This is a genomic window from Luteibacter pinisoli (assembly GCF_006385595.1).
GTDB classification, from domain to species: domain Bacteria; phylum Pseudomonadota; class Gammaproteobacteria; order Xanthomonadales; family Rhodanobacteraceae; genus Luteibacter; species Luteibacter pinisoli.
The window spans coordinates 4,444,522-4,469,890 of the sequence record NZ_CP041046.1 but is presented as its reverse complement, the minus strand read 5'-3'; the positions used below and the strand labels follow the sequence as shown (position 1 = coordinate 4,469,890).

Below are 25,369 nucleotides of genomic sequence, written 5' to 3'. Positions count from 1 at the left end.
TAAATTTGGGTGTCACGCCCGTGAAGCTTCAGTGACAGGAATCGCGGCGTGGAACCGCTGTCGCCGCGTTAAGGCGGCGTGGAGACCTTGGGCGCCAAGGGCCGCGGCGGCATGCGCGAAATCAGCTCGGTGGCGAGCTTTTCGTAGTCTTCATCAAAGTGATGGGAGCCCGGCTTTTTGAACACCGTGACGAAGGCCGGCAGGTGGGGATCCGTGCAGCCGCTGTCGTCGGCATCCTCGGCCCCGTAGTAGCAGGCCATCGGCGGCTTGCCGCCCAAGGCGGCGATCGGCGGCATCGCGTCGGAGTGGACCACCGGATTCAGCCACTGCAGCAGGTCGTGGGTGTGAGTCGTCCACCAGCCCTGGTGCATGTAGCCCTCCAGTTCGATCTCGAAGTTCACGTCGCGGCTGGCCGACAGCAGCACCAGCTGGGCGAGCCGGTTGCGGTTATCCGGCCTCAGCTTGCCCACCAGGGTAGGCAGCACGTCGGCGCCGAACGAGTAACCGACCAGCAGGATCCGGGTCTTGCCCCACTGGCGGGTGTACTTGTCCAGCAGGCGGTCGAGATCGCGGGCGGATTCCTCCGGCGCGCGGTAGCGCCAGAAGTACTTGAACGTGCTCAGCCCGGCCACGGGAATCCCGCGCTGGGTGAAGACGGCACCCAGGCGCTGGTCGAGATCCCACCAGCCGCCGTCGCCGGAGTAGATCACCACCATGAGGTCTTCCTCACCGGTGGGCGGTGCCTTCAGGGCGGGCAGCTCCACGGTGGCGCTTTCCAGCGAGGCCCGGGTCCACGGATGCCAGGCGAGGAAGAAGCCGGCAAGCAGCACGACGATGGCAAGGAGGGTGTTGCGGACGATCTTCCTCACCGGCGCACTACCCCGCCCAGGCCGCCGGAAATCAGCGTCGCGACATTGGCCAGCGCCAGCGGCAGGGCGATGCCGCCGGGCACGGCGATGTAGCGCGGCTCCCACTCGGGGTCGAACTTGTCCTTGTAACGGTGCAGGCCACGGAAGTTGTAGAAGCGCTCGCCGCGGCCGAAGACCATGGCGCCGAAGCGGCTCCACAGGGGCGCGGTACGGCGGTTCTGCAGGCCCGACAGCGGCGCCATGCCAAGGTTGAACCAGCGATAGCCGTTGGCTTTCGCCCACGTCATCAGCTCGATGAACAGGAAATCCATGATGCCAGCGGGACCTTCAGGCAGGTGGCGCATCAGGTCGACGGAGGCCTCCTCCTTCGACTCGGTGAGGAACATGTTGGCGAAGGCGACGGGCTCTTCGCCCTGCCAGATCACCGCCATGGGTGTGCGTGAGAGGTAGCGCTCATCCCACAGGCCCAGCGAGAAACGCTTCTCGCGAACCTTCTTGTCGCGCATCCATGCATCGGAGATCAGTTTAAGCCTTGGCAGGATGGCCGGCACGTTTTCGATCGGGATGATCTCCAGGCGCAGGCCGTCGCGGGCGAGCTTGTTCACCGTGCCACGCAGGGTCTTCTTCGACTTGCCGTCCAGGTTGAACGTCTCCAGCCGCACCCGGGCTTCCTCGCCGATCTTCAGCAGGTTCATGCCCACTTCCAGGTACAGGTCGAGGTCTTCCGGGCGCACCTGGTAGAACAGCGGCCAGCCGCCGGCGCGCTCGCATTCCTCGCGGAAGCTCCAGACCAGCTCGCGGCGGGCGTCTTCGTCCTCGCCGACGGGGTCGCCCATGGCCACCCAGCTGCGGCCCTCGATGTCGTACATGATGAAGGCGCGGTCGTCCGGCGCGAACATCAGCGTCTTGTCGGCAACGAGGGCCAGGTGGGCCTGGGCCGAACTGAACTGCTTCAGCAGCGGCATGGCGCGGGCCAGCTCGACATCATCCGGACGCGCACGGCGTGGCCGGGCAGGACGGATGAGGTTGGCCAGCGCGAACAGCATCACCACGGCCGCGGCACCCACCAGCGCGCGCAAGGCACGGGGCGCGCCGCCGTGGTGGAAGCTGAATTCCCACCACAGGTTGTTGCTGTATTCGACGTGCTTGAAGCTGAAGAACACCAGCCACGTCGCGCAGGCGAACACGGCGGCGATCGCCAGCACCCAGCCCGGCGAGAACGTCGCGCGGAACAGCGAGGCCCGGCGGTGGAAGTGCCGGTGCGCCGGCGCAAGGGCCAGTGCCAGCAGGGTCAACAGGGTGGCTTCTTCGTAGTCGATGCCCTTGAGCAGCGACAGCACGGCACCGAGCACCAGCAGCACCAGCGACAGCCAGTACGCGGCATCCAGGCGGCGCTGCAGGCCACGGGCCAGGATGAGCAGCAGCATGCCGACCACGCTGCTCAGGAAATGCGAGACCTCGACCAGCGGCAGCGGGACGAAGCCGCGCAGGATCTCCATGCGGCCCGGAATCGCCAGGGTGGCGCCGGAGAACAGCAGCACGGCACCGCAGACCAGGGTGAGGCCGGCGAAGAACGGCGGCAGCAGGCTCGCGAACCACGGGGTGATCAGCGCGGCATGGCGCAGCGCACGTACCTCGCGGACGATGATCATCAGCGTGGCGGCGCACAGCGGCAGCAGGTAGTACACCGCGCGGTAGACCGCCAGCGAACCGAGGATCGGTGCCTCGAGGCCGTGGTTGCCCGTGGCGCCGAAGCCGGCCAGCATCACCGCCTCGAACACGCCCAGGCCACCGGGCACGTGGCTGATCAGGCCGGCCATCTGCGCGATGACGAAGATGGCGAGGAAATGCCCAAAGCCACCGACGATGGCTTCCGGCATCAGCACGTAGAGCACGCCGGCGGCGAGGCCCCAGTCCAGCGCGCCGATCAGGATCTGCCGCGCGGCCACGGTGGGCGTAGGCGAGCTGATCGCCCAGCGCCAGACCTGGATCGGCCGGCGCACGAACACCGCCACGGCAAACCAGGCCAGCGGCACGGCCGTCAGCAGGATCGCCAGCGGGATGCGCAGGTTGGAGAGCGGCACCTCCGGCGGGATCGGCACCACCAGCAAGGTGACGCCGGTGAGCGCGGCGAGGCCCAGCCAGAAGCTCAGCGTGGTGTAGAGCACGACGCGGGCGATTTCGCCCGTGGTCAGCCCGGCCTGCACGTAGAAGCGGTAGCGGATCGAGCCGGAAACGAGCAGCGACATGCCCAGCGCATTGGAGAACGCGTAGCTGATGAAGGAGATCAGCCCGACGCGCTTCGCGGGCAGGCGCTTGCCCACGCTGGCCAGGCCGAACCAGTCGTACAGGGTCATCACCGCGTAGCCGGCCCCGGTCAGCAGCACGGCCAGGCCGATATCCGCATTGGGCAGGCCGTGCACGTAGCTGCCGATCTGCCGGTACGTGACCTCGCTGGCCATGGCGTGCAACGCCCACAGGGCGAGGCAGAGCAGGACGACGGACAGCAGCGGGCCGCCGACCCTGCGCAACAGGGTGGCGTACAGGGCACGCTTGACCAGGGGCGGGTTCGGCGACAGCTCCGTGCTTGATTCGTGCTCCACGGTGCCGCGGCTCCACTTTGGCTCGTAAGGTCGTGTAGGGTGCCACAACGTGCGCCGGGGCGGCAGGGCAAGCTTTTTGCTTTCGGCCGGGAACGTGCCCAGGCTCGTGAAAGCTTGCGCTAAGGTTGGGGAAAGCAACTTGTAAGGCGGCCTTTTTACGCTGGCGTGACAAGGTCGGCCATGCTGCCAACCCGTCCCGTCACGAGGCACCATGCATCCTGTTTCCCCGGCGCTGCGCCAGCGCTTCCGGCCCCTGGCCTGGTTCGGCGTCCTGTTCGTGGCCGTGGCCTTCCTGGTCCGGCTCATCCTGCTGATCAAGACCGGCAAGGACGTGCCCCACTCCGTGGGCGCATGGCTTTACGTCTTCGGCGTGGGCCTGGGCTACGACCTGGTCACCTTCATTTACATGGGCTGGCCCATGCTGCTGGTGCTGTGGCTGCTGCCGCGGCGGGCGGCCATGTCCCGTTGGGGCCGGCGGATCTTCCTGGGCTTTGCCTGGCTGCTGGCCTTCGCCACGCTGTTCATCGCCGTGTCGGAGCTGGTCTTCTGGGGCGAGTTCAGCGCCCGCTTCAACTTCATTGCCGTGGATTACCTGGTCTACACCCACGAGGTGGTCGGCAATATCCGTGAGTCGTACCCGATCGGCACGTGGATCGCGATGATCGCGCTGCTTGCCGTGGGCATCGTCTGGCTGAGCCGCCGCAAGCTGACCCTGGGCGACGATGGTTCCCGCTTCGGTGGCCGCTCGGCGGTGGTCGGCGTGTGGCTGCTGGCCACGGTGGCGGTGAGCTTCGGCGTGGATGCGTCGATGAAGGACGGCCAGCGCAACCAGTACATGAACGAACTGGCCGGCGACGGTACCTACCAGTTCTTCGCCGCGTTCCGCGACAACGAACTGGATTACGCCAAGTACTACCCGTCGCTGCCCAAGGCCGAAGCCTTCGGCGAGCTGCGCACGCTGCTGAAGACCCCGGAGTCGACGTTCACCAGCGACGACCCGATGGACATCACCCGGCGCATCGAGAACACGGGCCCGGAGAAGAAGCTCAACATCGTGCTGATCAGCGTGGAGAGCCTGTCGGGTGACTACGTCGAAGGCCTGTCGGTCAGCAAGCACAAGCATTTGATGCCGAACCTCGACGCCCTGGCGTCGAAGAGCCTGTTCTTCACCGAGCTCTACGCCAATGGCACGCGCACGGTGCGCGGCCTGGAAGCGCTGTCGCTCTCCGTGCCGCCGACGCCGGGCGAGTCGATCGTCAAGCGACCGGGCAATGAGCACCTCTGGTCGCTCGCCGACGTGTTCAACGAGAAAGGTTACAAATCCGAGTTCGTCTACGGTGGCTACGGCTACTTCGACAACATGAACTACTTCTTCGCGAACAACGGCTACGACGCCGTGGATCGCAACGCCATCACCGACAAGAAGGACATCCACGCGGAGAACGTGTGGGGCGTGGCCGACGAAGACCTGTTCACGCTGGTGATGAAGCGCATGGACGATGCGTACGCGAAGGGCAAGCCGTACTTCGGCCATGTCATGACCACGTCGAACCACCGGCCGTTTACCTTCCCCGCCGGCCGCGTGTCGCTGCCGCAGGGTTCGCGCCGTGCCGCCGTGCAGTACACGGACTGGGCGATCGCCGACTTCCTCAAGCGCGCGGCGACCAAGCCGTGGTTCGACGACACGATTTTCGTGATCACCGCCGACCATTGCGCGACCAGCGCGGGCAAGACCAGCCTGCCGGTGGACCGCTACCACATCCCGCTTTACATCTATTCGCCCAAGCACGTGGCGCCGGGCCGCATCGATCGCCTGATGAGCCAGATCGATATCCCGCCGACGCTGCTGGGCATGCTCAATTTCAGCTACACGTCGCGCTTCTATGGGTACGACCTGTTCAAGCTGGAGCCGGGGCGCGAGCGCGCGTTCCTCAGCACGTACCAGGAACTGGGCTACCTGCACGGGGGCCAGCTGGCCTCGCTGGTGCCGCGCCAGCCGGTGAAGGAAATGGTGCCCGAAGAGGCCACCGGCGACGCAGCACCGGTGGCCCAGACCAACGAGCAGAACGCGAAGGACGCGATCACTTACTACCAGACCGCGGCGTACCTGTTCACCAACGGCCTGATGAAGCGCAAGTAAGTTACGCGGCGCTGTCGACGAGGACGAGCTCGGCGTCTTCCTTCGCGGTGATGCGCAGCACGCTCTCATCGCGGATGGCAGCGCCATCGCCCTTGCCGAGGGCCTGGCCGTTGATCTCCACGGCGCCGGCAGCCGGCACCATGTAGGCGTGGCGGCCCTGGCCCAGCGCGTACTCGGCCGTCTCGCCGGCCTTCAGGCTGGCACCCAGCACTCGGGCATCCGTACGGATGGGCAGCGCGTCGTCGTCACCGGCGATGCCGCTGGCCAGCGTCACGAAGCGGCCCGAGCGCTCGCCCTTCGGGAACGGGCGGGTGCCCCACGACGGCGCCTTGCGCTCGCCATCCGGGATGATCCAGATCTGGAAGATCCGGGTGGCATCGGGCTCGGCGTTGTACTCGGCGTGGCGGATACCGGTGCCCGCGCTCATCACCTGCACGTCGCCCGCTTCGGTACGGCCCTTGTTGCCCAGGCTGTCTTCATGGGTGATGGCGCCTTCGCGGACGTAGGTGATGATCTCCATGTCCGAGTGCGGGTGCGGCGGGAAGCCGGTACCAGCGGCGATGGTGTCGTCGTTCCAGACGCGCAGCGCACCCCAGCCCATCCGCTTCGGATCGTGGTACGAGGCGAAGGAGAAATGATGCTTCGCATCGAGCCAGCCGTGGTTGGCCCCGCCAAGGGTGTTGAAGCGGCGGATGTCGATCATGGTCATGCTCCCCCGGTGTGAACCGGACTGGTTGAGTGGATGGGCGTATTTTCCGCCTCACACCGGGGTTGCGGAGCATCGATGGGCCGAACGGATCGTTTCCCGAGGGAATCACCGAACGCAGCACGGGCGCCTAAGGTCTGATTTCGCGAACGACGACGACCGCCGGGCACCACGCGCTGCCCTGCAGCCGCGCGTGGCCCTGGACGCGCGCCGCCTGCGTCGCCGGCGTGTGCGAAGGGCAGCGCGAGACCAGCCGGTCGAGCGGGATCAGGGCGTGGCGCTCCGTGTAGAACGGCCACGCCGCGTTCCACGCCGCCGGCCGTTGCACGATGCGACTGGCCAGGCGCATGGGCCGGCCGTCCTTGAGTGCACGGCTGAATGCCCGGGCTCGCGCGGTCTCGCTGATCCGCACGACGAAATCGGGGATGTCGGCGGCCGCGCCAACGGTTCGCAAGGCGAAATAACGATCGGCCTGCATGGGGCCAGCGACGGCGGCAGGCGACGCCAGGGCGAGAGCGACGAGCGGGAGCACGGGTTTCATCGGGGGTGTCCTTCCATGGTGGGCGGCGGTCAGGGAAACATGGCGCGCGCGGCGCGGTCCATGCCCGGGCCGCATGTCGGGGTCCACGCCTACGCCCGATACCGGCGTTCCCCTACACGGTTGCCTTTGGCCGAACGCTGCCCATATGGAAAGGATCGGTGCCCGACGCACCCCAAGGATTGCCCCATGATTCCGTTTTCCGTCCTCGACCTCGCCCCGGTGCCGCGCGGGTCCACGTCCGGCGAGGCGCTGCGCCATTCGCGCGACCTCGCGATCCACGCCGAAGCACTCGGCTTCCATCGCTACTGGCTGGCTGAACACCACAACATGACCGGCATCGCCAGCGCGGCGACGGCGGTGGTCATCGGCTTCATCGCCGAGGCGACGAAAACCATCCGCGTGGGTTCCGGCGGCATCATGTTGCCCAACCACGCGCCGCTGGTGATCGCCGAACAGTTCGGCACGCTGGCATCGCTGTATCCGGGCCGCATCGACCTGGGCCTTGGCCGCGCGCCGGGCACGGATTACGCCACGGCGCGCGCCCTGCGCCGCGCGCTGGGTTCGAGCGACGACCGCTTCCCGGAAGACGTGGTGGAGCTGCAGCACTATCTTGGCCCCCTGCAGCCAGGCCAGACGGTGCGCGCGGTGCCGGGCATGGATACCCAGGTGCCGTTGTGGCTGCTCGGCTCCAGCCTGTTCAGCGCCAGACTCTCCGCCGAGCTTGGCCTGCCGTTCGCCTTCGCCTCGCACTTCGCGCCGGACCTGATGATGAAGGCGCTCGAGGTGTACCGCACGATGTTCCGCCCGTCGGCGACGCTGGCGAAGCCTTACGCGATGCTCGGCATCAACGTGGTTGCCGCCGACACCGACCAGGAAGCGCAGCGCCTGTTCACCTCGCAGCAGCAGGCCTTCTGGAACCTGCGTCGCGGGGCGCCGGGCCAGCTGCCGCCGCCGGTGAACAGCATGGAGGGCGTGTGGACGCCGATGGAGAAAGCCCAGGTGGACCATGCGCTGTCCTGCGCCGTGGTCGGTTCGCCGGATACCGTGCGCGAAGGCCTTGCCGCGTTCGTCGAGAGCACCCAGGCCGATGAGCTGATCATCACCGCGCAGGTGTTCGACCACGAGGCACGCAAGCATTCGTACACCCTGGTGGCCGAACAGCACGCGAAGCTCGCTGCGAGCGCCGCTGCATGACGTTGCGGGTGGTCCTCGACACCAACGTGTGCCTGGACGCCTTCGTCTTCGGCGACCCCCGCGCCGCCGCGTTGCTCGCGGCGATCGAGGGCGGCGAAGTGGAAGCGGTAACGCGCGAGGATTGCCGCGCGGAATGGCTGGCCGTCCTTGACTACCCGACGCTGAAGCTGGACGCGGCACGCCGCGCCGAGGCGGTGTCGCGTTTCGATGCCATGGTCAACGTGCTGCCGCTCGCGGCATGCGAAAAAACACCGCCGCGCTGCAAGGATCCCGACGACCAGAAGTTCCTCGAGCTGGCTGCGTCGTCGCGCGCGTCCATCGTGTTCTCGCGCGATGCGGAAGTATTGCGGCTGGGCCGACGCACGAAGCGCGACGGCCTGTTCGAGATCATGCGCCCGGAAGAATGGCCCGCGTTCCGCGACGCGGACTGACTAGTCGCCCCAGCGCCACTGCTTGCCGAGTTCCTCGACGCAGAACGCCACGAAGCGACGCACCTTGGGCGCAAGGTGCTGCGCGTTGGCATACACCGCATGCAGTGGCGCGGCCGGGATGACATAGCCCGGCAGCACGCGCACGAGGCGGCCGGCACCGAGGTCGTCGCCGACATCCCAGATGGACTTCTGCACGATGCCCGCGCCGGCGAGCGCCAGGCTCTGCGCGGTTTCGCCATCGTTGGTGAGGTACGCGGGATTCACCCGCACCGAGACGCCCTGGCCGTCGCGCTGGAAATGCCATTCCCGTGACGGGTGCTCGCCGAATACCACGCAGTCGTGCTTTGCCAGGTCGGAAGGCTGCACCGGCTGGCCGCGGCGTGCGAGGTACGAAGGTGCCGCGCACAGCACGCGAAAGCTCGGTGCGATGCGCCGCGCGATCAGCGAGGAATCCGCCAGCTCGCCAAAGCGGATGGCCAGGTCATAACCGTCGTCGACGATGTTCACCACCGCATCGGTGAGGTGCAGCTGCACCGTGAGTTCCGGATGGCGTTCGCGGAAGGCGACCAGCAGCGGCGCGATATGCGAACGCCCGAAGCCGCGCGGCGCGGTCACCCGCAGCAGGCCCATCACCACGTCCCGCGTGCGGGACACGGCCGCCTCCGCTTCCTGCACCTCGGCCAGGATCCGCACACAGCGTTCGTGGAAGGCGTGGCCTTCGTCGGTCAGCGACTGGCGCCGGGTGGTTCGTTGCAGCAGGCGCACGCCCAGCCGGGTTTCCAGGGCGGTGAGCCGCTTGCTGACCACGGCCAGCGAGAGGTCCAGTTCGCGGGCGGCGGCGCTCAGGCTGCCGGCGGAGACGATTCTTGCGAAGACGGTCAGTTCCAGCAGGTTGTCGATCATTCTTCGCTCCTGGGAAAGAGTGCATCCGCGCATACCCACTTTGTCGGCGGATGGGCAAGGATCATAGTGAACCCCGTCCTTCCAACGCTTGTCGAGGTGTTCCCCATGTTCTCGTTCCCGAACCAGGATGTACTCGTCGTCGGCGGCAGCTCAGGCATTGGCCTGGCCACCGCCAAAGCCTTCGCCGAAGCTGGCGCCCAGGTGACCATCGCCTCCCGCTCGCGCGACAAGCTCGCCGCCGCGGCGGTGGAGATTGGCCATGGCGCCCAGTGGGCCGAGCTGGATACGGCCGACAACGCCGCCGTGGAGGCCCTGCTCGGCAGCCGCGCCTGGCATCACGTGGTGGTCTCCGCGGCGCAGACGCCTTCCGGCCCGGTGCGTGCCCTTGCGCTGGACGATGCGCGCCAGGCGATGGAGAGCAAGTTCTGGGGTGCCTATCGGGTGGCCCGCGCGGCCCGGATCCAGGACGGCGGTTCGCTCACCCTGGTCAGCGGTTTCCTGTCGGTTCGCCCGAGCGCCACCTCGGTGCTGCAGGGCGCGATCAACGCGGCGCTTGAAAGCCTGGTGCGCGGGCCCGCGCTGGAGTTCTCGCCGGTGCGCGTCAATGCCGTGTCCCCGGGCATGATCCGCACGCCGCTGTGGGATGGCATGGACGAGGAGAAGCGCGACGCGCTGTTCAAGGCCGTGGCCGCGAAACTCCCGGCCAAACGCGTTGGCGAAGCCGAAGACATCGCCAACGCGGTGCTCTATGCGGCGGCGACGCCGTTCACCACCGGCTCGACCATCCTGGTCGACGGTGGCGGCGCCATCGCCTGAGGCTTAGTCGGCCGGCACGAGCGCGATGAAGTTACGCAGGCTGTAATAGCGCTCGTGCTGTGGCCACTCCACCGAGGCGATGGCCTTGTGGCCGGCCGCCCAGGGCTCGTTGTCGAGCAGCACTTCCACCTGGGTCGTGCCGTCGCCGACGTTGCCGTAGAACACGCGGATCCAGTGGACGTCGTTGGTGAGCGGCGCGGTGGCGATCGCCGCCTGCAACGCCGAGAGCGCGTCCTCCGGAATCGCCAGCGGCTTGTCTTCCTCCCCGCGCAGGGTGAAGTCGCCCACGTAGACGGTGAACGGATGCGTGCCGGCGACCAGTTCGCGCACGGCGAGCTTGTCCTTGTTGACGATATGCCAGCAGGCGGCGAGCACCACGTGGAAATCGTTGCGCGCGAAACTGTCCAGCGCATCGCGGCAGCCGGCCTTGCCCGCGCCGATGCCGCCAAAGCTCTCTTCAATCGTGCGCTCTTCGTCCAGCACGATGTCGAGGTCGAGGCGGCCCATGCCACCGTCCTTGCCTTCGTGCCAGATGCCACGGATGGCCGGGAAATCGTCGCCTTCGGTAAGCAGCCAGTCTTCGTCGGGCTCAAGGCCGACGCCGTGCTCGCCAAAGAGGTCCATCAGTTGGTTCTGGATAAGTCGGTCCATGGAGGTTCCGCGCAGGATCAGTGGGTGGATTATGAAGCGTCGGCGAGCTTGCCGAGCGCTATCGCGGCTGCGGGATTGCGTTCCTTCGCCGCCGAGATGAAATAGACGAAGACATCCCTGGGCTTGCCCCTGGCCTTTGGCGTGTCGACATGCGGCAGGCCGGCCGGGTCACCGCCGGCCGCCCAGGTGGCCGCATGCGCCACCCAGTCCGCCAGCGCTTTCGCCGTGTAGCCCGTCTTGCGCTGGGCCTGGCTGCGCATCAGCCGGGCGTAGACGAAGGGCCCGGTGAGGTCGGCGAGGTTCGGGTAATCAGGAGAATCAGTGTAGACGGTGGCCACGCCGCGCTCGCGCGCGAGCGCCACCCAGCGCGGATCAAGGAAGCTCTCGTGACGCACTTCCACCGCGTGGCGCAGGGTGACACCGCCCGCGGATTCGGGAAGTAGATCGAGGAAGGCCGCGATGTCGTCGGGGTCGAAGGCCCGCGTGGGCAGGAACTGCCACAGCACGGGCCCCAGCGTATCGCCCAGCGCGGCGGCACCCTCCAGGAAGCGGTTCACCCGCTCGCCCGTGGATGCCAGCTGCTTCGTCTGCACGATATGCCGAGGCGCCTTCACCGAGAACACAAAACCCTGGGGCACCGTCGCCGCCCACTGCGCGTACACCTCGGGCGAGGGCGCGCGGTAGTACGTGCCGTTGATCTCGATCGACGTGACCTGCCGGCTCGCGTACTCGAGCTCGCGCTTCTGCACGAGGTCGTCGGGGTAGAACACGCCGCGCCAGGGCGCGAAGGTCCAGCCGCCCATGCCGGTGCGGATCGTGCCCTGGGGTGTGCGCCGGGTTGCCATGGTGGCCGATGGTCGCAGGGGCCGGGTGGAGGGCATGTCGTTGCATGCCGGGCGGTGGCAGATCGGCGATACTCCGCGCCATGCCACCCATCCGCATCATGACCGTCGACGACCATCCCCTGCTTCGCGAGGGCATCGCCGCCGTGCTCGAAGGCCAGCCGGGCCTGGAGCTGGTGGCCGAAGCGAGCACGGGCGAAGAGGCGGTGGCGCGTTATCGCACGCTGCGCCCGGACCTCACCCTGATGGACCTGCAGATGCCCGGCATGGGTGGCATCGCCGCCATCGAGGCCATCCGCGCGGAGTTTCCGGATGCGCGCATCCTGGTGCTCACGACGTACCGCGGTGACGTGCAGGCGCTGCGGGCGTTCCGCGCCGGCGCGCAGGGCTACCTGCTGAAAAGCGAGCTGCGCAAGGACATGCTGGCCACGATCACCCAGATCATGGAAGGCAAGCGCCGCGTGCCCGATGAGATCGCCCACGACATCGCCGGCCACGCCAACGACGACGAGCTGACGCCGCGGGAAACCCAGGTGCTCACCCACGTGGCCACCGGCGCCGCCAACCGCGATGTCGCCAGCATCCTCGGCATTGCCGAGGAAACGGTGAAGGCGCACATGAAAAGCATCCTGGCCAAGCTGCAGGCGAACGACCGTACCCACGCGGTGGCCATCGCCCTGCGCCGCGGGATCATCGAGCTCTAGCTCAGGTACGTGCGTGCGCGTAGCGCTTGCGGTAGTCCGCGGGCGTCACGCCCAGCCGGCGCATGAAGGCGCGGCGCAAACCGTTGGCGTCGGCGTAACCGAGTTTCGCCGCCACGCGCTTGGGCGTGTCGTGGCCGTCTTCGAGCCAGCGACGGGCCGCTTCCACCCGCATCGACTCCACGAACTCCGCCGGCGTCATGCCCACCTCGCGGTGGAAGACGCGGGCGAAGTGGCGCGGACTCATGCCGGCGCGCTCGGCCAATGCGCCCACCGAGTGGTCCTCGCCAGGGTGCGCGGCCACGTAGCGCTGTAGCTCCTGCAGCGCGCCGCGACCGGCGGGCGCCGCTTCGCCGTGGCGGCTGAACTGCATCTGCCCACCGGGCCGGCGATAGAACACCACCAGCTCGGCGGCCACCGCCATGGCCACGTCGCGGCCGAGGTCTTCCTCGACCAGCGCAATCGCCAGGTCCATCCCGGCGGTGACTCCCGCCGCCGTGCACACCGGCCCGTCGCGGACGACGAAGGCATCGGCCTCCACGGTGAGCGAGGGATGCCGCCGGCCGAGCAGCTCGGCCACCTTCCAGTGGGTCGTCACCCGGCGGCCGTCGAGCAGGCCGGTCTGGGCGAACAGCAGGGCGCCGCTGCAGATGGAGCCATAGCGGCGGGCGCGGCCCGCGTGGCGCTGCAGCCATTCCAGCGTATGCAGGTCGGTCGCGGCGCCAGCCAGGTCCGGCGAGCCGGCGACCAGCAGGGTATCCAGCGCGGGGATGTCGTCCTGGGTGCTGCGGTCGGGCAGGAAGCGCATGCCCGACGACGCGGCCACGGCCAGGGGCGCCGTACCCACCGTCAGCACCTTGTACGCCTCGCGGCCCACCTGCCGATTCGCTTCGGCAAACACGTCCGCAGGGCCCGAGACATCGAGCATCTGGACCCCGGGCGGGGCGACGATGAGAAGGACGAGCGGCTTCGACATGGGTGGAGTATGGCCCGTTCCGACGCTCACTATCAAATCCAGCCACGGAAACGCCCGTCTTTGATGACGTATTTGATCTGATAATCAGTCGTATTTACGATTAGCGCCTTTCGCCCCTTTCCCCAAGGCTGCTTTTCGATGTCGATTCGCCCCACCCTCCTCGCCCTGGCGCTCGCCAGCGCCCTCGCCGCGCCTGCCGCCTCCGCCCAGGAGGCGGTGCCGCCGCCGTCGGCTACCAACCTCGAGGGCGTGAAGGTCGTCGGCGACTGGCTGGGCGATGCCCAGGAGAACACGTTGCAGAACCATCCGGGCGCGCGCACCGTCGTCCGCCGCGAGGAACTGCGTGAGGCCGGTGCGACCAACCTGCGCGATGCGCTGCGGCGGATCCCCGGCGTGCAGGTGCAGGAGAGCAACGGCACCGGCGGCAGCGATGTGTCGCTCAACGTGGGCGTGCGCGGGCTGACGTCGCGCCTGTCGCCGCGCTCCACCATCCTGCTCGACGGCGTGCCGCTGGCGGTGGCGCCGTACGGCCAGCCGCAGGTCTCCATGGCCCCGGTGGGCCTCGGCAACCTGCAGGCAGTGGACGTGGTCCGTGGCGGCGGTTCGGTGCGTTACGGGCCGCAGAACGTCGGCGGCATCATCAACTTCGTCACCCGTGACATCCCGGACACCTTCGGCGGCAGCGCCGGCGTGCAGTTCCAGGGCAGCGAGCACGGCGGCATCCGCACCAACACCAACCTGTTCGTTGGCGGTACGACGCAGAACGGCCTCGGCCTCGCCCTGCTCTACAACGGCCTGCATGGACCGGGGTATCGCGAGAACGAGGACAACGAGAGCATCGACGACGTGATGCTGAAGGCGAAGTACGCCATCACCAGCGAAGACACGCTTACCGGCAGCATCCACCACTACGACGGCCAGGCCGGCATGCCGGGTGGCCTCACCCAGGCCGATTACAACGCGGACCCGTTCCAGTCGCGCCGCCCGTACGACGACTTCCACGGCCGCCGCACCGATTACGTGGTGAAGTACAGCCACGTGGAAGATCGTCGTTCCTTCGAAGTGCAGTCGTACTACTCGGACAGCTTCCGCGGCAGCCACATCGAAACCATCACGCAGAACCCGAACGGCAGCTACACCCACCAGCTGAACGCGTACCCGCGCAATTACCATGTGTTCGCGATCGAGCCGCGCTATTCGCAGCTGTTCGACTGGGGCCAGGTGACGCACGAAATCGGCGTCGGCTACCGCTACACCAACGAAGCGATGCACGAGCGCACGGACCGCAACAACAAGTTCACCTCGAACCTCTGGTACACGCCGTTCACCGGTGACCCGTACAACGGCCCGTATGTGCTCTCCGGCGACAACACCGGCAGCAACGAAGCGCACGCCGTGTACATCGACGACACGATCAACGCGGGCAACTGGACGATCACGCCGGGCCTGCGCTACGAGCGCATCCGCAGCCAGTGGGAAGCGCACCCGAGCAGCACCGTCATCGTGAAGGGCCCGACCGCGCGCCGCGAGGATTACTCCAAGCCGCTGCCCTCGCTCAATGTCATGTACCACCTGAGCGAGGCGTGGAAGCTTTACGCCAACGCGGAAACCTCGTTTGGCTCGCTGCAGTACTTCCAGATCGGCCAGAAGGATTCCACCGGCCAGTTCGCCCAGGGCCTGGAACCCGAGCTGGCGCGCACGTTCGAGGTCGGCACGCGTTACGACACCAGGGCCTGGGGCGGTGAAGTCAGCCTGTTCCGGATCAACTTCGACCACGAGCTGCAGCTGGTAGGCAAGCTGCCCAACGTGCCGGATTCGTACGAAGGCTGGACCAGCCTGGGCGCGACCACGCACAAGGGCGTGGAAACCTCGGCGCACGTCGATCTCGGCGCGTTTGCCGATGCGCTGCAGGGCTTCACGCTGTGGAGCACGGCCACCTATACGCACGCGATCTACAAGCATGGTTCGTTCGCCGACAAGGACCTGCCGTTCTACTCGCGGCGCACCGCCAACCTCGGCCTGCGTTACAACGTGGCCGCGTGGACGTTCAACCTCGATGCGTTCTCGCAGTCGCGCCAGCACTCGCCGGGTTCGCCGAGCTTCGATCCGGCCAATCCCACCGTGTACGTCACCCAGCCTTCCGCCAATGGCGACCTCGGCAACATCCCGGGCTGGACGACGTGGAACGCGCGCGGTGAGTATGCGTTCGGCCCGTCGCTGTCCAACCTGCGCGTGGGCGTGGGCGTCAAGAACCTGTTCGACCGCCGTTACTTCACGCGTTCTACCGACAATAACGATGGTTTGTATGTCGGCATGCCGCGCACCTATTTCGTCCAGGCCTCCGTGGATTTCTGATGACCCCTCGCCCGCGCCGTTTCCGTAGCACCCTGAAGACCCTGCACCTGTGGCTGGGACTTTCCCTTGGCGTGCTGCTGGCGCTGGTGACGATGTCCGGCAGCGTCCTGCTATGGGAGCAGCCGCTGCTGGTCGCGGGGCACCCGGAACTGGCGGCCCGGCCGTTGCCCGACCTGGCAACCCAGGCGCACTCACTGGAGGCCGTGCTGGCCTCCCCGCAGGCGAAGGGCCTGCGCAGCCTCGCGCTGCCCGATGCCGAACTCCCCGTGTGGGAAGCGCAGGCTCGCGGCGGCGACCGGATGTACTTCGATGCCAGCACGGGCGAACCCCTGCTCACCCGCCACAAGAGCGGCGATGGCCTGCTGACGCTGCTCGACTGGCATACCCACCTGCTCACCGGCGAGGTCGGTGAGACAGTGCTCGGTGTCGTCGCGTGCACCGGCCTGTTCATGCTTTTCTCCGGCGCATGGCTGTACTGGCCGGGCCGCTCGCGTGCGCTGAAACACCTGAAGCCGCACGCGAACCCGCCGGTGCTGCGCTGGGCGAGCTTCCATCGCGCGGTGGGCGTCATCGCCCTGCCCTTGCTCATCGTCATGATCGGCACCGGCACCACCATGGCGTATCGCGGTGCCGTGCGTAACGGGCTTGCCGCGGCCTTTGGCGAGCATGCCCCGGCGAAGCCGCCGAAGATCGCGGCGCTGGACGGGCCGGTCGACTGGGCTGCGGTCCTGGCCGCCGCGCAGGCCGCGGCACCGGATGCCGAGCTCACCCGGATCATGCTGCCGACGAAGGAGTCGGGGACGATCGTGATGCGCGTCCGCCGTGCGGGCGAATGGAACCTGGCCGGCCGCAGCACGCTGTTCATCGACGGCCACGACGCGCGCGTGGTCGGTGGCGAGGACGCCACGAAACTGGGCCCCGGCGGCCGCCTCGCCAATGCATTGTTCCCGATCCACTCGGCGGCCGTGGGCGGGCTGGTCTGGCGCACCGTCGCCTGCATCACCGGCCTGCTGCCGATGTTCCTGCTCGTCACCGGCTTCCTGTTCTGGCGTGCGCGCCGGCGACGCAGACCGGCGTCGCCATAATTTGGCCCCTTGCAGGGCCTTAGTGCGACGTAGCCTGCGCCTTCAGCCCAACGGGAACCTCGCCATGCGCCGCACCCTGACCCTGCTCGCCGGCCTCGCCGCCCTGCCCGCGTTTGCCCAGCCGCCCACCGCGCCGGTGCCCGAGTGGAGCGAGCCGGCGGCGCCGCACGTCATCTATGGCAACACCTGGCAGGTGGGTACGAAGGGCCTTTCGGCCATCCTCATCACCTCGCCGCAGGGCCACATCCTGATCGACGGCACGTGGACGAAGAACGCGCCGCTGATCGAAGCCAACATCCGCCAGCTCGGTTTTCGCGTGGAGGACATCAAGCTGATCCTCAACTCGCACGCGCACCACGACCACGCCGGCGCCATCGCCCAGCTGGTGAAAGACAGTGACGCCACCGTGCGCGCGACCGCCGCCGGCGCGAAAGCGATGAAGCTGGGCGGCAAGGATCCTGCGGATCCGCAGTACGTGGCGAATTCGAAGGACTCGTATCCGGCGATCGATGCGAAGGGCGACATCGTCGATGGCACGGTGGTCACGGTGGGGCCGCTGAAACTCACCGCGCACATCACGCCCGGGCATACGCCAGGCGGCACCGCGTGGACGTGGGATGCGTGCGAGGGCAGCGTGTGCAAACACATCGCCTACGCCGACAGCCTGTTCGCGTTCTCGTCGGGCACGTATCGCTACAGCGATCACCCGGCGTACGTGGCGGCGTACTGGAAAACATTCGATCGGGTCGCGGCGTTGCCGTGCGACATCCTGGTGACGCCGCATCCCGAACAGGGTGAAGGGCAGACCTGCCAGACCTACGCGCAAGCCGGCCGCGACCGCCTTAAGGAAAAGCTCGCGGAAGAGGCGAAATAGGCTTAGGCCGGCTTCGCCAGCATCGCCGCTATGCGCTCGTCCTTCTCGGTCCACAGCTGGTTGATCCACGCCTGGAAGCGCTCGCGGAAGGCCGTATCGTTCTCGTAATCGCCGCGCATGCCCTCCGGGATGGCGAGCTGGCGGACGTGGATGCGGATCTCGCGGATCCGCCCGGCGATCATGTCCATCATGCTGCCGGCGCCATCGGGGTAGACGATGGTGACATCGAGCATGTTGCGGATCGCATCACCCATCGCATCCACCACGAAGGCGACGCCGCCGGCCTTCGGGCGCAGCAGGTGCCGGTACGGCGAGCCCTGCGCATCGTGCTTGGCCGGCGTGAAGCGCGTGCCCTCGGTGAAATTCATGATCGCCACCGGCACGTGGCGGAACTTCTCGCAGGCGCGGCGGGTGGCATCACGGTCCGTGCTGCGCAGCTCCGGGCGGCGTTCGAGTTCTTCGCGGGAATGGCGCTTCATGAAGGGGAAATCGAGCGCCCACCAGGCGGGCCCCAGCAGCGGCACCCAGATCAGCTGGCTCTTCAGGAAGAAGCGCATGAACGGAATTCGCCGGTTGAAGATCTTCTGCAGCGCCGGGATATCGATCCAGCTCTGGTGATTGCACACCACCAGGTAGTTCTCGCGCGGCGAGAGGTGATCCACGCCCTCCACCGTCCAGCGCGTGCGGGTAAAGGCGCCCCACAGCCAGCCGTTGAAGCTGAGCCAGCTTTCGGCAATCCACACCGACGCGCTGCCCACGCCACGCCGCAGCGCGGGGACCGGCAGCACCATGCGCACCAGCGTCAGCAGCAACAGCGGCACCACGTGCAGCACCGTATTGCCCAGCAGGAACAGGCAGGCGAGGGTGACGCGCAGGAAGACGGGGAGCGTGGCAAACATGGAGGGGCGGCCGTGGGATCAGCCTCCAAGTCTACAGGCCCAGCCGTTCCACCACGTCATCCAGGCTTTGCTGCACTGCGTCGATGCCGTCCCAGGGATCCTTCTTCTGCCGGGCCAGGCGTTTGGGCACGGTGTGGATGGTGAAGTCCGCGCCCGACTTCAGTTTGCCCAGGTCTTCCCAGCGCACGGGCACGGCCACCGGTGCGCCGGCGCGGGCGCGCAGCGAGTACGAGGCCACCGCCGTGGCGCCGCGGCCGTTGCGCAGGTAGTCGAGGTAGATCTTGCCGCCACGCACTTTCTTCGCCGCCGTGGCGACGAACTCCAGCGGGTGCGCCTGGGCCAGGGCCTCGGCAAAGCCGCGCGCAAAGCTGCGCACGGTGTCCCAGTCTGCGGCGGGCGCCAGCGGCACCACCACGTGCAGGCCCTTGCCGCCCGTGGTGCGCACGAACGAGGTGAGGCCCAGCTGCTTGAGGAAGTCGCGGACCATGCGCGCGGCAGCCACCACGCGCTTCCACGCCACGTTGTCGCCCGGGTCCAGGTCGAAGATCACCCGGTCCGCGGCGTCCGGTGTTTTCACATGCGACCCCCACGGATGGAACTCGATGGCACCGAACTGCACCAGCTCAAGCAGGCCGGCTTCGTCCTTCGGATACAGGTAAACAGCCTGCGCACCGGTTTCTTCCTTCAGCTTTGCCGTGCCGACATGGTGCAGGCCGGCGATCACGTGCTTCTGGAAGAAGCAGTGCTCACCGATGCCACCCGGACAGCGCAGCATCGGCATCGGCCGGTCCGCGACCGGTGGCAGGAACCACGGCATCACCGCCTTGTAGTAGTCGGCGACGTCCTGCTTGGTGACGCCGTCGTCGGGATAGACGACGCGGTCGGGGTGGGTGATGGTGATCTCGTCCTTCGCCACGGTCTTTTTCCTCGCAGGCTTCGCGGGCTCGGTCGCGCGGTCGCTGTCGCGCAGGTCGTTCGGTGCCTTGTCGATGCGCAGCGCCTTCAGGCTCGGCTGGCGCAGCAGCTGGTGGTTGCCGATGCCGCGGTAATACACCTCGGCCACCACCGTGGGCTTCACCCACAGGGCGCCGCGGAGCAGGGGGTCGATGCCATCAAGCGGCACCGGTGGTGTTTTCGCCCCGCCTTTCGCCAGGGAGGCGCCCAGTTCGCGCAGCATTTCGTCGGTGAAACCCGTGCCGACGCGGCCGACGTAGGTCCATCGACCCCTCGTGCCTGGCTTTGCGAGCAGCAGCGAGCCGAAGGCCACGCGCGAGCCCTTGGCCGCGGTGTAGCCGACGACGGCGAACTCGTCGGCCTCCAGGCGCTTGATCTTCAGCCAGTCGTCGTTGCGCCCGCTGTGGTACGCGCCGTCAACGCGTTTCGAGACGATGCCTTCGAGTTTCTCTTTCATGGCCATCGCGAACACGGCATCGCCATCGCCGAGGTTATGGCCGCTGTATCCCAGGTGCGAAGGCGCATGCGCGAGCACGCGTTCCAGTAGTGCCTTGCGCTCCGCCAGTGCCGTGCGCGACAGGTCATAGCCTTGCAGGAAGGGCATGTCGAACAGCATGTAGACGAGCGGTGCCTGTGCTTCGCCGGCAAGCGTTTTCTGCAGGGCGTTGAAGTCGCTGCGGCCCTGCGCATCGACGGCGATCAGCTCGCCGTCGAGCCGGGCGCTATCGAGCCCGAGTGCTTCCACGGCCTGGACGATCTCGGGCAGGCGGTCGTTCCACGGCAGGGCATTGCGCGACCACAGGCTCACGGCGCCCTTGGCCACGCCAGCGAGGATACGGTAGCCATCCCACTTCACCTCGTGCAGCCACAGCTCGCCTTGTGGCGGGGTGTCGCGCAGCTTCGCCAGCTGCGGCGCGAAGTAATCGGCGCTGGGCTTGCCCTTCTTCACGCCCTTGATGGCGGCGGCCGCCTTGGTCAGCGTGGCGAGGGGGACGCGGCGGCCCTTCGGTACGGCCCTCCTGCTGGCGGTGCTTTTCTTCGCTGCCGCCTTCGTTGCCGGCGTCTTCGCGGCGCGGCGAGTGCTTTCGCGCATGGTGTTATCCAGGAGGTCGTCGGCTTCCACGTCGCTGGCGTAGGCATCCTCGGCCTTGATCAGGAACCAGGCGGGCTGGCGTTCCTTCTTCCCGCTGCGGACCAGGTGCCAGGCACCTTTCAGGCGTTCCCCGAACAGTTCAAAGCTCAGGTGGCCCTTGGCGAGCTGCGCCTCCACATCGCCCGCGGTCGACCACACGCCGCGATCGAAGGTATCGACGTGGCCCTTGCCGTAGCCGTGCTCGATGTCGCCTTCAAAGTCTGCATAGGACACCGGGTGGTCTTCGACCTCCACGGCCAGGCGCTTCACCTTCGGGTCGTAGCTTGGGCCTTTCGGTACCGCCCAGCTGCGCAGTACATCGCCCACCTGCAGGCGGAAATCGAAGTGTCGCCGCGAGGCGTGATGCAGCTGCACCACGAAGATCGCCCGGCCGGCGCGCGCCGAGCGTTCCGGCGCCGGCTCGCGGGTGCGGCTGAAGTCGCGCTTCTTCCGGTAGTCCTGCAGGCTCATGGGCGTGATGATTGGCGCGTGGCGGTGAATGGCCCGTGCACCGCACGGAGCCTGCTCCAGAGTTGTCGGGGCACCACGGGCGTGGGTACGCTCGACGTTCCCCGGGTTTTCATCGGATGTTCGCACGCCATGCACGGCCGTCGTCTTGCCCCCTTCGATCCCTCGCGCCGCCTCTTCGTCCAGGGGCTCGCGGTCGCCGGCGTGGGCCTTGCCTCCGGCGCCGTGCGCGCTTTTCATGCCGAGGCCTCCCTGCCGGGGATGGCCCGCCTGCAAGGGCCGGCCTTCCAGCTGGCCGTGCGCGAGGCCGCCGTGGACTTCACCGGGCGGGCGCGCAAGGCGGTGACGTTGAACGGCGGCGTGCCCGGCCCGACCCTGCGCTGGCGCGAGGGCGATGACGTCAGCATCGCCATCGACAACCAGCTGGACACGGTGACGTCGCTGCACTGGCATGGACTGATCGTGCCCGCGAACCAGGATGGCGTGCCCGGCCTCAGCTTCGACGGCATCCCGGCGCGCTCGCGTTTCACCTACCGCTTCCCCGCGAAGCAGGCCGGTACGTACTGGTACCACGCGCACAGCCGCTTCCAGGAACAGAGCGGCCTGTACGGCGCCATCGTGATCGAGCCCGCTGGCGGCAAACGCTATCCGGCCGAGCGCGAGCACGTGATCCTTATCAGCGACTGGACGGATGAAGACCCGGAAAGCGTCTACGCGAAGCTGCGCACGCGGTCGGATGTCTATAACTATGGCCAGCCGACGCTGGCGGATTTCCTCCGCGACGCGCGCAGCAAAGGCTTCCGAGACGCGGCAAGCATGCGCCGCATGTGGAACCAGATGCGCATGAACCCGACAGACCTTGCCGATGTCGGCGGCGCGACATACACGTATCTCGTCAACGGCGTGACCCCCGCTGGCAACTGGACCGGCGACTTCAAGCCGGGCGAACGCGTGCGCCTGCGGCTTATCAACGGTTCGTCGAATTCCATCTTCGACCTCCGCATCCCAGGCCTGCGCATGCAGGTGGTGGCGGCGGACGGACAGGACATCGTGCCCGTGGACGTCGATGAGCTGCGGCTTTCCGCGGCGGAAACGTACGACGTCATCGTGACGCCCACCGAGGATCGCGCATACACCGTCTTCGCACAGTCGATCGACCGCTCCGGCTACGCACGCGCCACCCTCGCGCCGCGCCCCGGCATGCGCGCCGAGGTGCCCGCGCTGGATCCGCGGCCGCGGCTGACGATGAGCGACATGATGGGTGGTGGCATGGCGATGGCCCATCACGCCAGCACGGAATACGGCCCGAATACCGACATGCACGTCGACATGCCGCGCACCAACCTCGACGATCCGGGCGTGGGCCTGCGCGAGCGCACGCATCGCGTGCTGACCTATGCGGACCTTCACACGGTGGGTGGTCCGCTGGATACGCGCGAGCCGTCGCGCACCATCGAACTGCACCTCACCGGCAACATGGAGCGCTTCGCCTGGGGCTTCGACGGCCAGAAATATTCCGAAGCGAAACCCGTGCATTTCCGCCAGGGCGAGCGGCTCCGCGTCACCCTGGTCAACGACACGATGATGAATCATCCGATCCATCTGCACGGCATGTGGAGCGAGGTCGAGACGGAAGACGGTGCGTTCCAGGTGCGCAAGCACACGGTGAACGTGCAGCCGGCGCAGCAGGTGAGTTACGCGGTCACCGCGGATAATCCCGGCCGCTGGGCGTTCCATTGCCACATGCTGTACCACATGGAAGCGGGCATGTTCCGCGAAGTGGTGGTGTCATGAGGCGCTGGTTGTTTCTTCTGGCGCTGTGCCCGCTGGCCGCCGTTGCGCAGGACATGCAGGGCATGGACATGCAGCACATGGATCACTCGGCGATGCAGCACGACATGGGCCCCATGACCATGGGCCCGATGCAGGGCGGCAAGGCACCGGCCGATGCACGCAGCCCGGACTGGTCCGACGGCGTCATGCCCGCGTCCATGCATGGCATGGCGATGCACGACATGGACGACACGGCGCCCAGCGCCACGTTGCTGCTGGATCGCCTGGAGTCCTTTGCCGGACAGGGCGGCCATGGGCAGTCGTGGGAAGCCGAGGGATGGTACGGCAACGACACCGACAAGCTCTGGTTCCGCAGCGAGGGCGAGCGCGACGGCAGCGGCCCGCACGACGCGGATGCGGAGCTGTTCTGGAGCCACGCGGTGGCCACCTTCTGGGATACCCAGCTCGGTGTGCGCAGCGATTTCGGCGACGGGCCGAAGCGGCAGTGGGCGGCGTTCGGCGTGCAGGGGCTTGCCCCGTACTGGTTCGAACTCGAAGCCACGGCGTATGTAGGGCAGGGTGGCCGCACCGCGGCGCGCGTGCGCGCCGAGTACGAGCTGCGCCTTACCCAGCGGTTGATCCTGCAGCCCGAACTCGAAGCCAACGCCGACGGCAAGGACGACGAGCGCCGCCAGCGACGTGCCGGGTTGTCCTCGCTCGAAGGTGGCCTGCGCCTGCGCTACGAGTTCACCCGCGCGTTCGCACCGTACGTCGGCGTCGCGTGGGAGCACCTCACCGGCGGTACGGCTGACCTCGCTGCCGCACAGGGCCGACGCATCACCGACCGTCGCTGGGTGGCCGGTGTGCGGCTGTGGTTCTGAGCCACCCGCCCGCGTGAACGTGGCGTTGACGCCCGCCATGGTTCGCTCCACGGACTCACCTGCCGCGGAGCCCTGCCATGCCGCCTCGCGATACGTACGACGACCCCACCACCGGCTCGGGCGACCCGACCCACGGCCAGCCGCCCGGGCCCGTTGAGCCGGAAACGACCGGCTCTGGCGATCCCCAGCACAAGCGGGAGCCAGCGCCGTGAGTGGCGCCTTCCGCCGCATCACCCCGTTCCTCTGGTTCGACACGCAGGCCGAGGAAGCCGCGACGTTCTACACGTCGATCTTCCCCAACTCGCGCATCGTGGCGACCACGCATTACTCGAAGGAAGCCGCCGAGGCGTCCGGTCGTGCGCTGGGCTCGGTGATGACCGTCGCCTTCGAACTGGATGGCGAGCCGATCACCGCGCTCAATGGCGGCCCGATCTTCACCTTCAACGAGGCGCTCTCGCTGGTGGTGCATTGCGAAGACCAGGCTGCCATCGATCACTACTGGGAGAAGCTTTCCGCCGGTGGCGATCCGAAGGCACAGGCGTGCGGATGGCTGAAGGACAGGTACGGCCTGTCATGGCAGATCTGTCCCGTCGACATCGAGCAGCTCGTGCAGAATCCCGGTTCCGTCGCCGCGTTGATGCACATGACGAAGATCGACATCGCCGCGATGAAGGCCGCCGCTACTTCTGCGTGACTTCGCGGACGAAGTCGGCGTACGTGCGCGGTTCGCGGCCAAGCAGGGTGCGTAGCGTGCCGCGTGCCGCCGGCTTCGCGCGCATGCCGTCACGCTGGAACCGCGACAGCATCAGGCGCATGTCGTAAGCCAGCCAGGCCGGCGCCCGCTCGGCGATCGCCGCTTCCGCCGCGTCCAGGTCATCACCGCCATAGGTGACGTCGCGGCCTAGCGCATCGGCCCAAATCTTCGCTGCCGAAGTGCCGGTCATCGCTTCCGGCCCGGCGATCTCGATGACTTCGCGTGGCAGCGGGCCCGTGGCGCGGGCACGGCGCAACAGGGAGGCGACGGCGACGTCGGCGATGTCACGGATGTCGACCATCTCGATGCCGACGTGGCCCAGCGCCATGGGATACACGCCGTACTCCGCTGCCTGCTTCAGGCCGGCATCGTTCTGCATGAAGTACGACGCACGCAGCACCGTGGCCGGCAGGTCGAGCTGCTCGATCATCCGCTCGACGGTGTACTTCACGGTGAAGTGCGGCACATCGGTGAACGTCTCGGCGTTGAGCACCGACAGGTAGACGAAGCGCTGGATACCGGCGTCGCGGGCCAGGGTGAGCAGGGTGATGCCCTGGTTGAGCTCCTCGGTGGAGACGGCGTTGAGCACGAAGAGGGTATCGACACCGGCCAGCGCCGCGCGCATGGCCACGGGATCCGAGGGGTCGCCGCCGACGGCGCGTACGCCGGCGGGGCCCTGGTACTCGGCCGGGCGGCGGGTGAGGGCGCGCACGTCGGCGCCGGCGGCCGCAAGGCGTTCGATCACGGCCGAACCGATGGTGCCGGTGGCACCGGTGACAAGAATGCTCATTGGAGTGACTCCTTTGGGGTGGGAATGAGCA

Annotated in this window: 23 protein-coding genes; 12 read left to right on the top strand and 11 right to left on the bottom strand. The window is 67.6% G+C overall.

The window, feature by feature from the left end; translation table 11 throughout:
- Positions 1–68: 68 nt before the first annotated feature.
- Complete coding sequence (locus tag FIV34_RS20260) at positions 69–869, bottom strand: virulence factor (protein WP_246058700.1); 801 nt, start codon at positions 867–869, stop codon at positions 69–71.
- Positions 866–3,472 (bottom strand): bifunctional lysylphosphatidylglycerol flippase/synthetase MprF, encoded by a 2,607-nt coding sequence (gene mprF / locus FIV34_RS20255; RefSeq protein ID WP_246058699.1) that lies wholly within the window; start codon positions 3,470–3,472, stop codon positions 866–868. Before mprF ends, FIV34_RS20260 begins: the two co-directional genes overlap by 4 nt.
- 211 nt (positions 3,473–3,683) lie before the next feature.
- Here mprF and FIV34_RS20250 point away from each other — a divergent pair, with 211 nt between their 5' ends.
- A complete protein-coding gene (locus FIV34_RS20250; protein ID WP_139985293.1) occupies positions 3,684–5,612 on the top strand; it encodes an LTA synthase family protein in 1,929 nt (642 codons plus the stop codon).
- 1 nt (position 5,613) lies between these two features.
- On the opposite strand, the gene FIV34_RS20245 is transcribed toward FIV34_RS20250, so the two are convergent.
- Together FIV34_RS20245 and FIV34_RS20240 are read right to left on the bottom strand one after the other, a co-directional pair.
- Positions 5,614–6,315, bottom strand: coding sequence for a pirin family protein (locus FIV34_RS20245; RefSeq protein ID WP_139985291.1), 702 nt, complete (start codon positions 6,313–6,315; stop codon positions 5,614–5,616).
- 133 nt (positions 6,316–6,448) lie between these two features.
- Positions 6,449–6,859, bottom strand: a complete 411-nt coding sequence (locus tag FIV34_RS20240) for a hypothetical protein (protein WP_139985289.1) — start codon at positions 6,857–6,859, stop codon at positions 6,449–6,451.
- A 186-nt stretch (positions 6,860–7,045) separates the two neighbouring features.
- On the opposite strand from FIV34_RS20240, the gene FIV34_RS20235 reads away from it, so the two are divergent.
- Together FIV34_RS20235 and FIV34_RS20230 are read left to right on the top strand one after the other, a co-directional pair.
- Positions 7,046–8,053, top strand: a complete 1,008-nt coding sequence (locus FIV34_RS20235) for an LLM class flavin-dependent oxidoreductase (protein WP_139985287.1) — start codon at positions 7,046–7,048, stop codon at positions 8,051–8,053.
- A complete protein-coding gene (locus tag FIV34_RS20230) occupies positions 8,050–8,484 on the top strand; it encodes a putative toxin-antitoxin system toxin component, PIN family (RefSeq protein ID WP_139985284.1) in 435 nt (144 codons plus the stop codon). The genes FIV34_RS20235 and FIV34_RS20230 overlap by 4 nt, the downstream gene beginning before the upstream one ends.
- Here the strand turns inward: FIV34_RS20230 and FIV34_RS20225 are convergent, their stop codons facing one another.
- Complete coding sequence (locus FIV34_RS20225) at positions 8,485–9,387, bottom strand: LysR family transcriptional regulator (RefSeq protein ID WP_139985282.1); 903 nt, start codon at positions 9,385–9,387, stop codon at positions 8,485–8,487. It lies immediately after the preceding gene.
- Between the two features lie 66 nt (positions 9,388–9,453).
- Here FIV34_RS20225 and FIV34_RS20220 point away from each other — a divergent pair, with 66 nt between their 5' ends.
- Positions 9,454–10,203, top strand: coding sequence for an SDR family oxidoreductase (locus FIV34_RS20220; RefSeq protein WP_211352670.1), 750 nt, complete (start codon positions 9,454–9,456; stop codon positions 10,201–10,203).
- A gap of 3 nt (positions 10,204–10,206) precedes the next feature.
- On the opposite strand, the gene FIV34_RS20215 is transcribed toward FIV34_RS20220, so the two are convergent.
- Both FIV34_RS20215 and FIV34_RS20210 read right to left on the bottom strand, forming a co-directional pair.
- Positions 10,207–10,854 (bottom strand): DUF6348 family protein, encoded by a 648-nt coding sequence (locus FIV34_RS20215; RefSeq protein ID WP_139985278.1) that lies wholly within the window; start codon positions 10,852–10,854, stop codon positions 10,207–10,209.
- A gap of 29 nt (positions 10,855–10,883) precedes the next feature.
- The gene (locus FIV34_RS20210) at positions 10,884–11,699 is read right to left on the bottom strand and encodes a DUF72 domain-containing protein (RefSeq protein ID WP_139985276.1); all 816 of its coding nucleotides are present in this window, start codon (positions 11,697–11,699) and stop codon (positions 10,884–10,886) included.
- A gap of 80 nt (positions 11,700–11,779) precedes the next feature.
- Here FIV34_RS20210 and FIV34_RS20205 point away from each other — a divergent pair, with 80 nt between their 5' ends.
- Positions 11,780–12,400: a response regulator gene (locus tag FIV34_RS20205; RefSeq protein ID WP_139985274.1), complete on the top strand. Its 621-nt coding sequence runs from the start codon at positions 11,780–11,782 to the stop codon at positions 12,398–12,400.
- A 1-nt stretch (position 12,401) separates the two neighbouring features.
- Here FIV34_RS20205 and FIV34_RS20200 read toward each other — a convergent pair whose 3' ends face one another.
- Positions 12,402–13,373: a GlxA family transcriptional regulator gene (locus FIV34_RS20200; protein ID WP_139985273.1), complete on the bottom strand. Its 972-nt coding sequence runs from the start codon at positions 13,371–13,373 to the stop codon at positions 12,402–12,404.
- 138 nt (positions 13,374–13,511) lie between these two features.
- Between FIV34_RS20200 and FIV34_RS20195 the strand changes: the two genes are divergently transcribed.
- From FIV34_RS20195 to bla, 3 genes are all read left to right on the top strand, one after another.
- Entirely contained in the window at positions 13,512–15,728 is a 2,217-nt protein-coding gene (locus tag FIV34_RS20195; protein ID WP_139985272.1) for a TonB-dependent receptor family protein, read from the top strand.
- Positions 15,728–16,813, top strand: coding sequence for a PepSY-associated TM helix domain-containing protein (locus FIV34_RS20190; protein WP_139985271.1), 1,086 nt, complete (start codon positions 15,728–15,730; stop codon positions 16,811–16,813). The genes FIV34_RS20195 and FIV34_RS20190 overlap by 1 nt, the downstream gene beginning before the upstream one ends.
- Before the next feature lie 64 nt (positions 16,814–16,877).
- Entirely contained in the window at positions 16,878–17,687 is an 810-nt protein-coding gene (bla, locus tag FIV34_RS20185; protein ID WP_139985270.1) for a subclass B3 metallo-beta-lactamase, read from the top strand.
- A 2-nt stretch (positions 17,688–17,689) separates the two neighbouring features.
- Here bla and FIV34_RS20180 read toward each other — a convergent pair whose 3' ends face one another.
- Together FIV34_RS20180 and ligD are read right to left on the bottom strand one after the other, a co-directional pair.
- A complete protein-coding gene (locus tag FIV34_RS20180) occupies positions 17,690–18,586 on the bottom strand; it encodes an acyltransferase (RefSeq protein WP_139985269.1) in 897 nt (298 codons plus the stop codon).
- A 31-nt stretch (positions 18,587–18,617) separates the two neighbouring features.
- Positions 18,618–21,143, bottom strand: a complete 2,526-nt coding sequence (ligD, locus tag FIV34_RS20175; RefSeq protein ID WP_139985268.1) for a DNA ligase D — start codon at positions 21,141–21,143, stop codon at positions 18,618–18,620.
- Between the two features lie 129 nt (positions 21,144–21,272).
- On the opposite strand from ligD, the gene FIV34_RS20170 reads away from it, so the two are divergent.
- From FIV34_RS20170 to FIV34_RS20160, 4 genes are all read left to right on the top strand, one after another.
- A complete protein-coding gene (locus FIV34_RS20170; protein ID WP_139985267.1) occupies positions 21,273–22,934 on the top strand; it encodes a copper resistance system multicopper oxidase in 1,662 nt (553 codons plus the stop codon).
- Entirely contained in the window at positions 22,931–23,794 is an 864-nt protein-coding gene (locus FIV34_RS20165) for a copper resistance protein B (protein ID WP_211352669.1), read from the top strand. The genes FIV34_RS20170 and FIV34_RS20165 overlap by 4 nt, the downstream gene beginning before the upstream one ends.
- 77 nt (positions 23,795–23,871) lie before the next feature.
- A complete protein-coding gene (locus FIV34_RS21390; RefSeq protein ID WP_281286823.1) occupies positions 23,872–24,006 on the top strand; it encodes a hypothetical protein in 135 nt (44 codons plus the stop codon).
- Positions 24,003–24,488: a VOC family protein gene (locus FIV34_RS20160; protein WP_139985266.1), complete on the top strand. Its 486-nt coding sequence runs from the start codon at positions 24,003–24,005 to the stop codon at positions 24,486–24,488. Before FIV34_RS21390 ends, FIV34_RS20160 begins: the two co-directional genes overlap by 4 nt.
- On the opposite strand, the gene FIV34_RS20155 is transcribed toward FIV34_RS20160, so the two are convergent.
- Positions 24,475–25,338, bottom strand: a complete 864-nt coding sequence (locus FIV34_RS20155; protein WP_139985265.1) for an NmrA/HSCARG family protein — start codon at positions 25,336–25,338, stop codon at positions 24,475–24,477. The genes FIV34_RS20160 and FIV34_RS20155 overlap by 14 nt on opposite strands.
- Positions 25,339–25,369 lie beyond the last annotated feature (31 nt).